Source organism: Ornithinimicrobium carbonis (genome assembly GCF_050703245.1).
Classification (GTDB): Bacteria; Actinomycetota; Actinomycetes; order Actinomycetales; family Dermatophilaceae; genus Ornithinicoccus.
The window spans coordinates 3,410,850-3,425,012 of record NZ_CP192647.1 but is presented as its reverse complement, the minus strand read 5'-3'; the positions used below and the strand labels follow the sequence as shown (position 1 = coordinate 3,425,012).

The window sequence follows — 14,163 nt, the reverse complement described above, 5'->3', positions numbered from 1 at the left end:
GGCCCGGGTGCCGGGCCCGGCGGCGGACTCACGCCTCGGAGGAGGCCCAGTCGGCCGGACGCGGCAGGGTGCGCAGCGCCCGGCTGGACAGCACCGCCCCGACGGCGAGCAGGCAGACGCCGGCGCACACCAGCAGGGTGGGCCGCAGCCCGAGCAGGCTCAGGCCCCACCCCGCCAGCACCGGTGCGAGCGGCAGGGCACCGGCGCCCACCAGCTCGGCCGCGCTCATCACCCGGCCCAGCACCCGACGCGGCGTCTGGTGCATGAGGTAGCTCATCATCGCCGCGTTGGTCGCCGGCCCGCCGAGGATGCCGACGGTCAGCACCGCCAGGGTGCCCCAGAACCCGGGGACGAACGGCAGCACGAGCATGGACAGCCCCGCCAGCGACATCCCCGCCATCGCCACCAGGCCCGACGGGAAGCGCTGCACGACCGGGCCGGCGGCCACCGCGCCCACGAGCATCCCGACGCCGAGCGCGGTCGAGACCAGGCCGATGCGCGCCGGGTCCTCACACGGTCGTGGCCAGGTGGTAGAGCAGCGTCGTCACGGCCGCGTTGAGCCCGAGGTTGAGGAGCAGGGCCACGGTCATGACCCGCCGCAGCTCGGCGCGCGCCCACAGCCACCGCAGGCCTTCGACGGCCTCGGCGCGCACGGACGCGGCAGTGGTCGTCCGCTCGGGCCGGAAGTCGCCCCGGAGCACCAGGGCGCCCGCCGCGGCCACGAGGTATGCCGCACCCGCCGCGGCGAGCGCGGGCACCGCGCCGATCCCCAGCAGGACCCCGCCGAGCGGCGGGCCGCCCATCGCCACGGCGGCGTCCCGGGCCTGGTTGGCGCTGGAGGCGGTGGGCAGCAGGGGGGCGGGCACGACCTGCTTGAGCGCCGCGTCGGAGGCGCCGGCCAGCAGGCCGGCGCGGACGCCCGCCAGCAGGTTGAGCGCGCCGAGCGCCAGCAGGCCGAGGTCCAGCCGCAGGACCACGACCATGCCGGTGACGACCGCCGCAGCTCCCGCCCCGCTGAGCATCATCAGGTGGCGCAGGTCGTGGCGGTCGGCGAGCACCCCGCCGAGGAGGGTCGTGGCGATGCGCCCCCCGACGCCGAGCGCGGCGACCGTCCCGGCCGCGGCGGCGCTGCCGCTGACGAGGACGACGAGCAGGGGGACGAGGAAGAACTGCAGCGAGGAGCCCAGGGCCTGCCCGGTGTCGCTGAGCAGCCAGGCCCAGTAGGCCCGCTGGCGGTGGAGCGCAGGGGCGGACGTGGCAGGGGCTCCGCCGGTGGCGGCAGCGGCCCCGTGGCCGGCTGAGGAGGCAGCGTCGGTGCTGGCGGCCGAGGAGGTGGCCGGTGCGGTGGTGGTCATGGCACAGACGGTAGACCCGCACGAATAATTGCGCAATAGAAAGTGCGCAACTTTCTCTGCGGAATGATCGGTAGGGTGCCGTCATGACCGACGACCCACCCTCCGAGCCCGTCGCCGACCCGGCGTCCGGAGCCGTCCGGCTCACCTCGCCCATGCTCAAGGCGATGGCCCATCCGATGCGCCGCCGTCTCCTGGAGCTGATGCACGAGGACGTGCCCCGTCGCGCGACCGACCTGGCCGAGCTCGTCGGGGCCCCGGCCAACTCGGTCAGCTTCCACCTGCGCCAGCTCGCCAGGGCCGGCCTGATCGTGGAGGCGCCCGAGCACGCCCGGGACCGACGCGACCGGGTCTGGGTGGCCGCCGGCAGCGGCTTCACCGTCCGGCCGCCGGAGGGCCCGGTCAGCGCCGACGACGAGCTCGTGCTGCGCTCTTTCATGGACCAGGAGGCCCTCGACCTGCACGACCTCGTCGACCGCATCACCGCGTGGGCGGCGGCGTGGGGCAGCGGGCGGGCGGAGAGCACCCGTGCCGCCATCCACACCGGCCTGGTCGAGCTGACCGAGGAGGACGTGCGCTGGCTGAGCGGTGAGCTCGAGCAGCTCATGGACCGCGCGATCGACCGCAGCCGAACGCCCACCGACCACCGACCAGCCGAAGCGGCTCTGGAGGATGGTCTCCCTCGTCGCCGACGACTCGTTGCCCAGCCCGCCCCAGCACGACCCAGGAGGAGCACCATGACGACCGAGCCCACCGCCGGCCCCACCAACTCGCTCGTCGACGTCGCCGGCCTCGCGGTCGGCCATCACACCGCATCCGGCGACGGGTGGCTCACCGGCTCCACCGTCGTCCTCGCCCCGCCGCAGGGCGCCGTGGGCGGGGTCGACGTCCGCGGCGGCGGTCCCGGCACCCGCGAGACCGACCTGCTGGACCCGCACAACCTCGTCGACCGGGTGCACGCCGTGTCGCTGTCCGGCGGCTCGGCGTTCGGGCTCGCGGCCGCCGACGGGGTGATGCGCTGGCTGCTCGACGAGGGCCGCGGCTTCCCGATGGGCGCCCCCGGCCAGGTGGTCCCGATCGTGCCCGGCGCCGTCATCTTCGACCTGGGCCGCGGCGGACGCTGGACGAGCACGCCGGACGCGTCGTTCGGCCGGCAGGCCTGCGAGCGCGCCCAGGACGCGCTCGCCACCGGCTCCGAGGGGTATGCCGCCGCGCCTCCGGTCGGAGCCGTCGGCGCGGGCACCGGCGCCCAGGTCGCCGGTGGCCTCAAGGGCGGCGTCGGCACCGCCAGCCTGGTGCTCGACGACGGGACGACCGTGGCGGCGCTCATCGTCCTCAACGCCGTCGGGTCCACGGTCGACCCGGCCACCGGCGAGCTCTACGCCGCCGACCGGCTCCTGGCCCGCGACCTGGAGGACCTCCCGGGCTTCCCCGAGGGTGCGCGGCTGCACACCCCCGAGCCGGTGGACGTCGAGGCCGCCCGTACGCGCGCCGCCGAGCTGGGGTCCGAGGCCCTGCCCCGCACGCTGGCCACGACGATCGGGGTGATCGGCACCGACGCCGCCCTGACCAAGGCGCAGGCGTCGCGGCTGGCGATGAGCGGGCACGACGGCATGGCGCGGGCGGTCGTGCCGGCGCACACGATGTTCGACGGGGGGACACGCTGTTCACGCTGGCGACCGGAGAGCGGGACGCTCCCGACGCGTGGGCGATGCACCAGCTGCTCCAGGGGGCGGCCGACGTGGTGGCCCGGGCGATGGTGCGCGCCACGCTGGCCGCCCCGACCGTGACGACGTCGGCGGGTACCTGGCGGGGTTACGTCGACGCCTTCCCCAGCGCCGTGTGGTGACCCGTCCTCCCGTGTGGTGACCCGTCCTACCGTGTGGTGACCCGTCTCCCGTGAGGTCGGCTTCCACCGACCTCCATCGCCGTACAGGCCGATGGAGGTCGCGACGACCCGACCTCACCCCGGGAGGGAGCGCCTCACGGGAGTGCAGCCACCCGGCCTAGACTCGCTCCCCGTGACCGCCGAGCCCGGACGCGACGTCGTCCTCACCCTGTCCTGCCCCGACCGCCCCGGGATCGTCCACGCCGTCTCCGGGGTGGCCCTGGAGCAGGGCCTGACGATCACCGACAGCCAGCAGTTCGCCGATCCCTCCAGCGGAGAGTTCCACCTGCGGATGGAGCTGCGGCGCGAGGGTGGGCCTGCGCCCCTCAAGGAGCTGCGTGCGGCGTTCGCACCTGTGGGGGACCGGTTCGGCGCCCAGTGGGACGTCCACGACCGGGCCAGGCCGCACCGGGTGCTCGTCATGGTCAGCCGGATGGGCCACTGCCTCAACGACCTGCTCTTCCGGGCGCGCAACGGCCAGATCCCGATCACGGTCCCCGCCGTCGTGTCCAACCACGAGGACTTCGCCGACCTCGCCGCCTGGCACGGCATCCCGTTCCACCACGTCCCCGTCACCAGGGACACCAAGCCGCAGGCCGAGCAGCGCCTGCGGGACCTGCTCGCCGAGCACGACGTCGACACGATCGCGCTCGCGCGCTACATGCAGGTGCTCTCGCCGCAGCTGTGCGCCGACATGTCGGGGCGCATCATCAACATCCACCACTCGCTGCTGCCCAGCTTCAAGGGCGCCAAGCCCTACACCCAGGCGCACGACCGCGGCGTGAAGGTCATCGGCGCGACCGCCCACTACGTCACCGCCGACCTCGACGAGGGGCCGATCATCGAGCAGGACTTCCGCCGGGTCGACCACCGGCTCACGCCCGAGCAGCTGGCGCAGGCCGGCCAGGAGGTCGAGGCCGCCGCGTTCTCCCGGGCCGTGCGCTGGCACGCCGAGCACCGGGTCGTGCTGCGCGGCGGGCGCACGGTCGTCTTCAACTGACCTCCCCCTGGCAGCACCGGGGCGCACGCTGCCAGGATCGGGGTATGACGCCGCTCGACTACGCCCGCATGTTCCGCCTCGACGGTCGGCACGCGGTGGTGGTGGGGTGCGGCGGGATCGGGGCCGAGATCGCCGCCGGGCTGGCCGCCCAGGGGGCCCGGGTGAGCTGCCTCGACAAGGACGAGGCGGTGGCCGCCGCCGTGCGGGACCGTCTGTCCGACAACGGAGGCGAGGGGGACCTGCCCACCGACGGGGGTGACGGGACCGGCGGGGCAGGGCACGCGGCATACCTCGTCGACGTCCTGGACGAGCGCTCGCTGGACGCGCTCGCCGCCGCGCTGGGCGACGTCGACGTGCTCGTGCTGACCGCGGCCACCAACGTGCGCAAGCGGCTGCTGGACTACACGGTCGAGGAGTTCGACCGTGTCGTCGCGCTCAACCTGCGCGCGACCTTCACCGCCGCCCGGGCGTTCGCGCCGCGGATGGTCGACCGGGGGACTGGGTCGGTCGTGGTGATGACCTCCATCCGGGCGGTGACCGTCGAGCCGGGGCAGGGGGCGTACGCGGCGACGAAGGCCGGGGCGATGCAGCTGGTGCGGACCCTGTCGGCCGAGCTCGGGCCGGCCGGGGTGCGCGTCAACGCGGTGGCGCCCGGTGTCGTCGAGACGCCGCTGACGCAGCAGATCCGCGACGACGCCGACTGGGGGAGGGCCTACGCGGAGAAGTCGGCGCTCGGCCGGTGGGCCCGGCCCGAGGAGATGGTGGGGGCCGTCTGCTGGCTGGCCTCGGACGCCGCGAGCTTCGTCACCGGCAGCCAGGTGATGGTCGACGGGGGGTGGACGGCGATCGACGGGCGGTTCACGCCCCCGACCTGAGGCTTCCGCCGCGACCGTCAGCCGGTTCTTGACGCGGGCCCGGACGTTTCCGCAGGTCGCGCAGAGGCCATCTGCCAGGAACCGGACGAGAGTGCGCTGCGGCCCCGGCCGGCGTCACTCCCCGCGCTCGCCCCGGCCGGCGTCCCTCGCGCTCGCCCCGGCCGGCGTTCCTCGCGCTCGCCCCGGCCGGCGCCTCTCCCCCCCGCTCGCCCCGCCTCACTCCTGGATCAGCTGCTCGCCCTTCTCTCGCAGCTCCACCTTGCGGATCTTGCCGGTGACCGTCATCGGGAACTCCTCGGTCACCTGCACGTAGCGCGGGATCTTGTAGTGCGCCAGCTTCCCGGAGCAGAACTCCCGCACGGCCTCGACGTCCAGCCGCGGCGCCCCCGCGCGCAGCCGCAGCCAGGCCATCAGCTCCTCGCCGTACTTCTCGTCCGGCACCCCCACGACCTGGGCGTCGACCACGTCCGGGTGGGACATGAGGAACTCCTCGATCTCGCGCGGATAGATGTTCTCCCCGCCGCGGATGACCATGTCCTTGATCCGGCCGGTGATCTCCACGTAACCCTGCTCGTCCATCACCCCGATGTCGCCGGTGGCCATCCACCCGTCGCGCACCACCTCGGCCGTCTTCTCCGGCTCCTCCCAGTAGCCCAGCATCACCGAGTAGCCCTTCGTGCAGAACTCCCCGGGCTGCCCCCGCGGCACGACCTCCCGGGTCACCGGGTCCACGATCTGGATCTCCAGGTGCGGGCCGACCCGCCCGACGGTCCCGACCTTCTTCTCGAACGGGTCCCGGGGCGAGGTCTGGGTCGACACCGGCGAGGTCTCGGTCATCCCGTAGGCGATCGTCATGTCGCGCACCCCGGCGTCGATGAGCCGCTGCATCACCGACGCGGGGCACAGCGACCCGGCCATGATCCCGGTCCGCACCGTGGCCAGGTCCTCGACCGAGAACCCCTGGTCGGCGTCGATGAGCTCGAACATCGCGATGAACATCGTCGGCACCCCGTACAGCGAGGTGCAGGACTCCTCGCGCACCGCCGTCAGGGTCGCCGCCGGGTCGAACCCCGGCCCGGGGATGACCATGCACGCCCCGTGAGTGACACAGGCCAGGTTGCCCATGACCATCCCGAAGCAGTGGTAGAAGGGCACCGGGATGCAGACCACGTCCTCCTCGGTGTAGCCGCAGCCCACGCCCACGAACCAGCCGTTGTTGAGGATGTTGCGGTGCGAGAGGGTCGCGCCCTTGGGGAAGCCGGTGGTCCCGGAGGTGTACTGGATGTTGATCGGGTCGGTCGGCGAGAGCCGGCTCTGCGCCTCCGCGAGCCGGTCGCGGGTGACCTGGTGCGATCCACCGCGGAACTCATCCCACCCGGAGCTGCCGATGACGAGCACCTGCGCCAACGACGGGCACCCGCGCCGCACCTCCTCGACCATCGCCGGGTAGTCGCTGCTGCGGAAGGCTTCCGCCACCACGATCGTGCTGATCCCCGACTGATTGATCACGTAGGCCAGCTCGTGGGTGCGGTAGGAGGGGTTGATGTTGACCAGGATCGCGCCCATCTTGGCGGTGGCCAGCTGCACGAGCGTCCACTCCGCGCAGTTCGGCGCCCAGATCCCCACCCGGTCGCCGGTGCGCACCCCCGAGGCGATGAACGCCCGTGCCAGCAGGTCCACGTCCTGGAGCAGCTCGGACCAGGACCACCGCCGGCCGCTGGCCGACTCGACGAGCGCCTGCCGGTCCCCCTGCCGACGGGCGGTCGCGTCCAGCGCCTGCCCGATGGTCCCCTCCAGGAGGGGTATGTCGTCGCGCCCCCGGGTGTGCGAGAGCTCCGGGGAGGGGGTGCGGACTTCGCTGTCGGCCATGGAGCCATCCTGCCCCCGGCCGGGCGCGGGGCACCACCCGGGGGCGCGCGCACGGCATACTCGGGAGGCATGACCGACACTCCCGCCGCCGACCCCTCCGTCCCCGCCGCCGACCCCGCCCGCGAGGCGCGGATCCGGGAGCTCTCCAAGGCGCACGTGTTCACCTCGTGGTCGGCGCAGAAGGCGGTCGACCCGCTGCCGCTCGCGGGGGGTGAGGGGGGGCGTGGTTCTGGGACTTCCGGGGTCGCCGGTTCCTCGACCTGACCAGCCAGCTGGTCAACGCCAACCTGGGCTACCAGCACCCCGCGCTGAGCCGGGCGATCGCGGACGCGGCGATGCGGATCACCACCGTGGCGCCGTCGTTCTACGAGGAGTCGCGCGCCGAGGCGGCCGCGGCCGTCGCGGCCGTGGCCCCGGAGGGGATGAACAAGGTCTTCTTCACCAACGGCGGCACCGAGGCCAACGAGCACGCCACCCGGATGGCCCGCCACCACACCGGGCGGCAGAAGATCCTGGCCGCCTACCGCAGCTACCACGGCTCCACCGCGGGCTCGGCATCCCTGACCGGGGAGCCCCGCCGCTGGGGATCGGAGCCGGCGGTGCCCGGGGTCTTCCACTTCTGGGGGCCCTACCTCTACCGCAGCGAGTTCTGGTCGAGCACGCCGGAGGAGGAGACCGAGCGGGCGCTGACCCACCTGCGGCACACCGTCGAGGCCGAGGGGCCGCAGCACGTGGCGGCGATCGTGCTGGAGAGCGTGGTCGGCAGCGCCGGGGTGCTGCCGCCGACGCCGGGCTACCTGCAGGGGGTGCGCGAGCTGTGCGACGAGCACGGCATCATGCTCATCGCCGACGAGGTGATGGTCGGCTTCGGGCGGACGGGCGCATGGTTCGGGTTCGACCACGCGGGGATCGCGCCGGACCTCATCAGCTTCGCCAAGGGCGTCAACTCCGGCTACGTCCCGCTCGGCGGCGTTCTCATGTCCGACGAGATCGCCCGGACCTTCGACGACGTGCCCTACCCGGGCGGACTGACCTACTCCGGGCACGCGCTGGCCACGGCGTCGGCGGTCGCGTCCCTGCGGATCCTGCACGAGGACGGCATCGTCGAGCACGCCCGGGAGCTGGGGGAGCGCACGCTCGGACCCGGGCTGCAGGCGCTGGCGGAGCAGCACGGCGTCGTCGGCGAGGCGCGCGGGCTGGGGGCCTTCTGGGCCCTGGAGCTCGTCGCCGACCCGGACACCCGCGAGCCGCTGGACGCCGGCACGATGAAGAAGGTCGCCGCCGCCTGCCAGGAGCGAGGGGTGTGGCCGCTCGTCGTGGCCAACCGGATCCACGTGGCGCCGCCGCTGGTCATCACGCACGAGGAGGCCGCCTCCGCCGTCGAGACGCTCGGCGCGGCGCTGACCGAGGTGGTCGGGTGAGCACCGAGGGTCCCGGGCGCGGGGTCCGGCACCTCGCGGGGGAGGGACGGGCGCTCTCGCTGGCGGCCGCCCGCGGCGTGACGGAGGAGACGGACGACGCGGGTGCCGACAGCGCGGGGCAGCACCCCGCCCTCGTGGAGGCGCACGTCAGCGTGCCCGACACCGACATGGCCCAGCGCATCGCCAGCGACCTCGTCGCCCGGCAGCTGGCGGCCTGCGTGCAGGTGCTCGGGCCGATGACCTCGGTCTACACGTGGGACGGCGAGGTGCACCGCAACCAGGAGTGGCTGCTGGTCGCCAAGACGACCGAGGAGGCCTTCCCCGACGTGGCCCGGGCGGTGCGCACCCTGCACAGCTACGACGTGCCCGAGGTCGTCGCGGTGCCCATCACCCAGGCGCTGGGCGAGTACGCCTCCTGGGTCCGGCAGCACTCCGACGGCATCGACGACGCCGAGCTGACGGGGCACGACGGCGGCCAGCCCTGAGGGGTCGGCGACTCCGGCGACCAGCCCCGAGCAGATCCGCGGTTCCGCCAGCCGGCCCGGGCGGCCAGGCCTCAGGTGTCCGTCGTCCCCTCGTACAGGCCGACGGTGTTGCCGTCCGGGCCTCGAAGATCGCCCACCAGCTGGTCTCGCTGATCGGACTGCGGTCCATCACGACGCGGCCGCCCTGGTCCTGCACCGCCCGCAGCGTCTCCTCGATCGAGTCCACCTCGACGTAGGACCGCGGCTGGGTGAAGCCCTCGCTGCGGGGCGTCAGGCCACCGCCGCTGATCTCGTTCGGCGCCTGCCACATCGGGTAGCCCTCGAACCCGGGCAGCTCCGCGATATGCCAGCCGAAGAGGGTGCTGTAGAAGGCCTGGGCGCGGTCCATGTCCGAGACCGGGATGTCGATGTGGGTGATGTCTCCGTGAGCCATGGTGTCTCCTCTGGAACGGGCCGCCCCTCCTGCGGCGGGGGCGGCTCACCCTCATCGTGGCACCGATCCCGGCCGTGGGGGAGGGTCCTCGTCCGGTCAGTCCAGGCAGAACTCGTTGCCCTCGGGATCGGCCATGACGATGAAGCCGACGCTCATCGGCGGGTCGGGTTCGAACCGCTGCAGGCGGGTGGCGCCGAGGGCCAGCAGGCGCTCGCACTCGGTCTCCAGCGCCGCCATCCTCTCCTCGCCCCGCAGGTCGGAGGCGGTGCGTACGTCCAGGTGGAGCCGGTTCTTGGCGACCTTGTCCTCGGGCACCTGCTGGAAGTACAGCCGCGGCCCCGACCCGTCCGGGTCCTCCAGCGCGGAGGCGCTGTTGCGCTGCTCCTGGGGCACCCCGGCCTGCTCGAGGAAATCGTCCCAGGCCGCCAGCGGGTCGGCCCCCTCCGGCAGGTCGACGCCCGGCGGCGGCGGATGGACGTAGCCGAGCACGTCCCGCCAGAAGACGGACAGCGCCCGGGGGTCGTGCGCGTCGAAGGTGACCTGGATCTGACGGCTCATCGCGCCTCGCCTTCCTGGACCGGGTATGCCGTGCCGCACCGGCACGGCACACCCACTGTGCCGCAGCACCCGGTCCGGCGGAACCCCCCGTGCCCGGACGAGGGGCGGAAACCCCCCGTGCCCGGACGAGGGGCGGAACCCAGGATGCCCGCCCAGGCGCGAAGGCTTCGGCACCCCGGTGACCGGGACGAGAAAGGCCCCGACGGTGGTGACCGGCGGGGCCTTCCTGGGTGGAGCGGGCGACGAGAATCGAACTCGCGTATTCAGCTTGGGAAGCTGATGTTCTACCATTGAACTACGCCCGCGCGCATCCGACCCGAGGTCTCCCGGGTCGGGTAGAGAGCATACCCCACCTGCGCAGTCGCCCCGAAACCAGGCCGGGGACGCGCCCACTACAGTGGCTGCCGTGCTGCTCTCCGACCGCGACATCCGCGCCCAGATCGACGCCGGCAGGGTCGTGCTCGACCCGTGGGACCCGGTGATGGTCCAGCCCTCCAGCGTGGACGTGCGGCTGGACCGCTTCTTCCGGCTCTTCGACAACCACAAGTACCCGGTCATCGACCCCGCCCAGGACCAGCCCGACCTCACCCGGCTGGTCGAGGTGGAGCCGGACGAGTCGTTCGTGCTGCACCCCGGGGAGTTCGTGCTCGGGTCGACCTACGAGGAGGTCAGCCTCCCCGACGACGTCGCCGCCCGGGTCGAGGGCAAGAGCTCGCTGGGACGGCTGGGGCTGCTCACCCACGCGACGGCCGGCTTCGTGGACCCCGGCTTCACCGGGCACGTGACCCTGGAGCTGTCCAACGTGGCGACCCTGCCGATCGTGCTGCACCCGGGGATGAAGATCGGCCAGCTCTGCTTCTTCCAGCTCAGCTCGCCGGCGGAGCACCCCTACGGCTCGGACGTGCGCGGCAGCCACTACCAGGGGCAGCGCGGCCCGACCGCCAGCCGCTCGTGGGCCAACTTCCACCGCACCCAGATCGTCTCGTAGGGCCGTGGCCGGCACCACCTCCGACGGGGCGGTGGTGCCTACCGTGCGCTTCGCCGGGCTGACCTGGGCCGTCAAGGTGGCCGCCGAGCCGGTCGGGCCGGGCCCCAACCGGTTCGCCGCGGGGTCCGTGCGCGCGGAGGGTGGGGCGGTCCGGCTGCAGGTCCTCCCGGACGGGCGGGGCTGGGTCTGCGCCGAGATCGTCGCGCTGGGCACCTTCGGATACGGCACCTACACGTGGGACGTCGAGGTGGACGTGCCCGGGCTCGACCCGTCCTCCGTGCTGGGGATGTTCACCTGGTCCCACCGGCCCGAGCACCACCACCGGGAGATCGACGTCGAGCTGGGCCGCTGGGGCGACCCGGGGGCAGAGCTCGACGGGCTGCACGTCGTTCAACCGGGCGGCCCGGGACATGAGCACCGGTTCGAGACGGGCCGCTCCGGCCGGGGGCGGCACACGATCGACTGGGCACCGGGACGGGTGCGGCTGACCTCGACGGGCGGCGGCCAGACGCACTCCTGGAGCGTGACCGGTGCCGCCGTCCCTCCGGCAGGGGGAGGGGTGGCGCCCCGGATCAACCTGTGGATGTTCCGGGGGCGGGCGCCGACGAGGCCCCAGTCGGTGCGGGTGACCGGGTTCGGCTACCGGCCCTGAGGCTCGTCGGTGTCGGCGGTGGGCGCAGCGTCCGAGGGCTGGTCGACGGCCGACTCCGGACCCTCGGTCCGGTCGACCGCCTCGTCCTCGCGCGGGGCGACGCCCTCCTGGACGGCGTCGCCCTCCGCCTGGGCCTGATCGGCCACCGGGGCCGACGGGTCGTCGGCGCCCGGGACGGGCGCGGACGTCGTCGCAGACCGTGCCGCAGTGGCGGGCGCGGCCTCCCGCGTCCGCGTCGTTCCGGCCGGCGACACGTCGGCGTCCTGGACGGCGATGGCCTCCGGCGCCTCGTCGACCTCCGGCTCCTCCCCGCGGCGCACGGCGGCGAGCAGCATCTGAGCCACGTCGACGACCTCGACCTCCTCGCGGGCGCCCTCCGACTGCTTCTGGGTCAGTCCGTCGGAGAGCATGACCCGGCAGAACGGGCAGCCGATCGCGATCCGGTCGGCGCCGGTGGCCAGCGCCTCCTCGGTGCGGTTGAGGTTGATCCGGGTCCCGAGCTTCTCCTCCATCCACATCCGCGCACCGCCGGCGCCGCAGCAGAAGGACTTCTCCGCGTGCCGCGGCATCTCCCGCAGCTCCACGCCGGGCAGCGCGCCGAGCAGCTCGCGCGGCGGGGCGTAGACCTGGTTGTGCCGGCCCAGGTAGCACGGGTCGTGGTAGGTCACCGACGCGGCGGTGGAGGCCACCCCGCTGGTGTCGGCCCGGTCGGGCCGGGAGACGGGGGTCAGCCGCTGGTCCCGCACCAGCTTGTTGAGCAGCTGGGTGTGGTGGACGACCTCGAACTGGCCGCCGACCTGGGGGTACTCGTTCTTGATGGTGTTGAAGCAGTGGGCGCAGGTCACCACGATCTTCGTCGCGTTGACCTCCTTGAGCACCTCGACGTTCTGCATCGCCAGCATCTGGAAGAGGAACTCGTTGCCGGCGCGCCGGGCGGGGTCACCGGTGCAGGTCTCCCCGTCACCCAGCACGGCGAAGGAGACGCCGCCGGCGTGTGCAGCAGCTCGGCCACCGCCCGCGTCGTCTTCTTGGCACGGTCCTCGAACGCGCCGGCGCAGCCGACCCAGAAGAGGTAGTCGACCTGGGAGAGGTCCTCGACGTCGGCACCGGCCATCGGGATGTCGAACGGCAGGTCCTTGGCCCAGTCCATCCGGAGCCGGGCGTTCATCCCCCACGGGTTGCCCTTGTTCTCCAGGTTCTTGAACAGGCCGCCGAGCTCGTTGGGGAAGGCCGACTCGATGAGGTTCTGGTAGCGCCGCATGTCGACGATCGCGTCGACGTGCTCGATGTCCACCGGGCACTGCTCCACGCAGGCGCCGCAGGTCGTGCACGACCACAGGACCTCGGGGTCGATCACGGCGCCGCCGTCGGGGACGGTCGGGTCGCCGACGGTCTCCCCGACGAGGGGCCGGGCGGCCTCGGCGACCGCGGTGGTGGGTATGCCGTGCAGCTGCTCGGGGCGGTCCCCGTCGCCGAGCGCCTGGAAGGCCTCCATCGCCGCGTCGCGGTGCTCGCTGTCGGCCAGGAGCCACGGCGCCTTGGCGTGGTGGTGGTTGCGCAGGTTGACGACGAGCATCTTGGGCGAGAGCGGCTTGTCGGTGTGCCAGGCCGGGCACTGCTCCTGGCAGCGGCCGCACTCGGTGCAGGTGGAGAAGTCGAGCAGACCCTTCCAGGTGAAGTCCTCGACCTTGCCGGCGCCCAGGGAGGCGTCCTCGTCGAGCTCCTCGATGTCCTCGAAGTCGACCGGCTTGCCGTCGACCGCGACCGGCTGCAGGGCGCCGAGGCTGGTGGCGCCGTCCGCGTGCCGCTTGAACCAGATGTTGAAGAAGGCCAGGAACCGGTGCCAGGCCACGCCCATCGTCGGGGTCAGCGCGATGATGATCATCCAGGCCATCGAGATGAGGATCTTCAGCAGGGCGACCAGGACGATGCCGGTCTCCAGCGCGCCGACCGACAGGCCGGAGAAGAGCCCGCCGACCCAGGCGGTGAACGGGAAGTGCCCCAGCGTCGCCCAGGACTCACCGGTCGCGCGACCGAGCGCGTACTCCATACCCCGCAGGGCCACGATGCACAGGCCCACGCCGAGGATGACGGCCTCGACCACGTAGGCCTGCCAGAAGCTGGACCCCCAGAACCGGGAGCGGCGGCCCTCGCGGCGGGGGTGGCGGACCTGACGGACGACGATCAGCGCGAGGATGCCGAGGACGGCGGCCCAGCCGAAGAGCTCGGTGATCCACTCGTAGGGGGCGAAGTGTCCGATCAGGGGAAGGACGAAGTGGGGGTCGACGAGCTGCCCGTAGGCGGTCAGCAGGGTGAGGAACAGCAGACCGAAGCTCACCATGACGAACCAGTGGGCCACCGCGACCCCCGGTTTGCGGGCCATCCGTCCGTGCCCGACCACCTCGCGCAGGAGGGTCAGCGTGCGGGTGCCGGGCTCGTCCGTGCGGTGCTCGGGCTGGCCGACCCGGAACTTCGCCACGAAGCCCGCGACCGTCCGGACGAAGAGGGCGACCGCGGCCAGCGTGACCAGGCCCGCGACGACGATGGCGAAGACCTGCAGCGTGCTGACGTCCATGGGTGCAGGGTAGCCGTCACCCCCGACGGACCGGCGGGGGCTCGTGGGCCCACCCATGGAATAACGG

Annotated in this window: 12 protein-coding genes, 1 tRNA gene and 2 pseudogenes; 8 read left to right on the top strand and 7 right to left on the bottom strand. The window is 73.2% G+C overall.

Annotation, left to right across the window (positions count from 1 at the left end):
* Nucleotides 1-28: 28 nt before the first annotated feature.
* Both ACQ95T_RS17220 and ACQ95T_RS17215 read right to left on the bottom strand, forming a co-directional pair.
* Nucleotides 29-463, bottom strand: a complete 435-nt coding sequence (locus ACQ95T_RS17220; RefSeq protein WP_431473155.1) for an MFS transporter — start codon at nt 461-463, stop codon at nt 29-31.
* Between the two features lie 46 nt (nt 464-509).
* Entirely contained in the window at nt 510-1,355 is an 846-nt protein-coding gene (locus tag ACQ95T_RS17215) for an MFS transporter (RefSeq protein WP_431473154.1), read from the bottom strand.
* An 83-nt stretch (nt 1,356-1,438) separates the two neighbouring features.
* On the opposite strand from ACQ95T_RS17215, the gene ACQ95T_RS17210 reads away from it, so the two are divergent.
* The 3 genes from ACQ95T_RS17210 to ACQ95T_RS17200 all read left to right on the top strand — a co-directional run bounded on the left by ACQ95T_RS17210 (nt 1,439) and on the right by ACQ95T_RS17200 (nt 5,115).
* Entirely contained in the window at nt 1,439-3,142 is a 1,704-nt protein-coding gene (locus ACQ95T_RS17210; RefSeq protein ID WP_431473153.1) for a P1 family peptidase, read from the top strand.
* A 231-nt stretch (nt 3,143-3,373) separates the two neighbouring features.
* The gene (purU, locus tag ACQ95T_RS17205) at nt 3,374-4,240 is read left to right on the top strand and encodes a formyltetrahydrofolate deformylase (protein WP_425942067.1); all 867 of its coding nucleotides are present in this window, start codon (nt 3,374-3,376) and stop codon (nt 4,238-4,240) included.
* 44 nt (nt 4,241-4,284) lie between these two features.
* Nucleotides 4,285-5,115, top strand: a complete 831-nt coding sequence (locus ACQ95T_RS17200) for an SDR family NAD(P)-dependent oxidoreductase (protein ID WP_425942065.1) — start codon at nt 4,285-4,287, stop codon at nt 5,113-5,115.
* 216 nt (nt 5,116-5,331) lie between these two features.
* On the opposite strand, the gene ACQ95T_RS17195 is transcribed toward ACQ95T_RS17200, so the two are convergent.
* The gene (locus tag ACQ95T_RS17195; protein WP_425942063.1) at nt 5,332-6,984 is read right to left on the bottom strand and encodes an AMP-binding protein; all 1,653 of its coding nucleotides are present in this window, start codon (nt 6,982-6,984) and stop codon (nt 5,332-5,334) included.
* A 69-nt stretch (nt 6,985-7,053) separates the two neighbouring features.
* Here ACQ95T_RS17195 and ACQ95T_RS17190 point away from each other — a divergent pair, with 69 nt between their 5' ends.
* From ACQ95T_RS17190 to cutA, 3 genes are read left to right on the top strand one after another with little or no spacing between them, the layout of a single operon-like run.
* Nucleotides 7,054-7,248, top strand: a complete 195-nt coding sequence (locus ACQ95T_RS17190) for a hypothetical protein (RefSeq protein ID WP_431473152.1) — start codon at nt 7,054-7,056, stop codon at nt 7,246-7,248.
* Nucleotides 7,245-8,405 (top strand): aminotransferase class III-fold pyridoxal phosphate-dependent enzyme, encoded by a 1,161-nt coding sequence (locus ACQ95T_RS17185; RefSeq protein ID WP_431473850.1) that lies wholly within the window; start codon nt 7,245-7,247, stop codon nt 8,403-8,405. Before ACQ95T_RS17190 ends, ACQ95T_RS17185 begins: the two co-directional genes overlap by 4 nt.
* Nucleotides 8,402-8,890, top strand: coding sequence for a divalent-cation tolerance protein CutA (cutA, locus tag ACQ95T_RS17180; protein WP_425942059.1), 489 nt, complete (start codon nt 8,402-8,404; stop codon nt 8,888-8,890). Before ACQ95T_RS17185 ends, cutA begins: the two co-directional genes overlap by 4 nt.
* Nucleotides 8,891-8,961: 71 nt before the next feature.
* Here cutA and ACQ95T_RS17175 read toward each other — a convergent pair.
* The 3 genes and pseudogenes from ACQ95T_RS17175 to ACQ95T_RS17165 all read right to left on the bottom strand — a co-directional run bounded on the left by ACQ95T_RS17175 (nt 8,962) and on the right by ACQ95T_RS17165 (nt 10,186).
* Nucleotides 8,962-9,323, bottom strand: a pseudogene (locus ACQ95T_RS17175) (VOC family protein).
* 96 nt (nt 9,324-9,419) lie between these two features.
* Nucleotides 9,420-9,881, bottom strand: a complete 462-nt coding sequence (locus tag ACQ95T_RS17170; RefSeq protein ID WP_425942056.1) for a VOC family protein — start codon at nt 9,879-9,881, stop codon at nt 9,420-9,422.
* Nucleotides 9,882-10,112: 231 nt separating this feature from the next.
* Nucleotides 10,113-10,186, bottom strand: a tRNA-Gly gene (locus ACQ95T_RS17165).
* Nucleotides 10,187-10,287: 101 nt separating this feature from the next.
* On the opposite strand from ACQ95T_RS17165, the gene dcd reads away from it, so the two are divergent.
* Both dcd and ACQ95T_RS17155 read left to right on the top strand, forming a co-directional pair.
* Complete coding sequence (gene dcd, locus ACQ95T_RS17160; protein ID WP_425942054.1) at nt 10,288-10,869, top strand: dCTP deaminase; 582 nt, start codon at nt 10,288-10,290, stop codon at nt 10,867-10,869.
* A 4-nt stretch (nt 10,870-10,873) separates the two neighbouring features.
* Nucleotides 10,874-11,521 carry a hypothetical protein gene (locus tag ACQ95T_RS17155; protein WP_425942052.1) on the top strand — a complete coding sequence of 216 codons (648 nt, stop codon included), beginning with the start codon at nt 10,874-10,876 and terminating at the stop codon, nt 11,519-11,521.
* Here ACQ95T_RS17155 and ACQ95T_RS17150 read toward each other — a convergent pair.
* Nucleotides 11,509-14,096 (bottom strand): annotated as a pseudogene (locus ACQ95T_RS17150) (heterodisulfide reductase-related iron-sulfur binding cluster). The gene ACQ95T_RS17155 and the pseudogene ACQ95T_RS17150 sit on opposite strands and share 13 nt — an antisense overlap.
* Between the last annotated feature and the right edge of the window lie 67 nt (nt 14,097-14,163).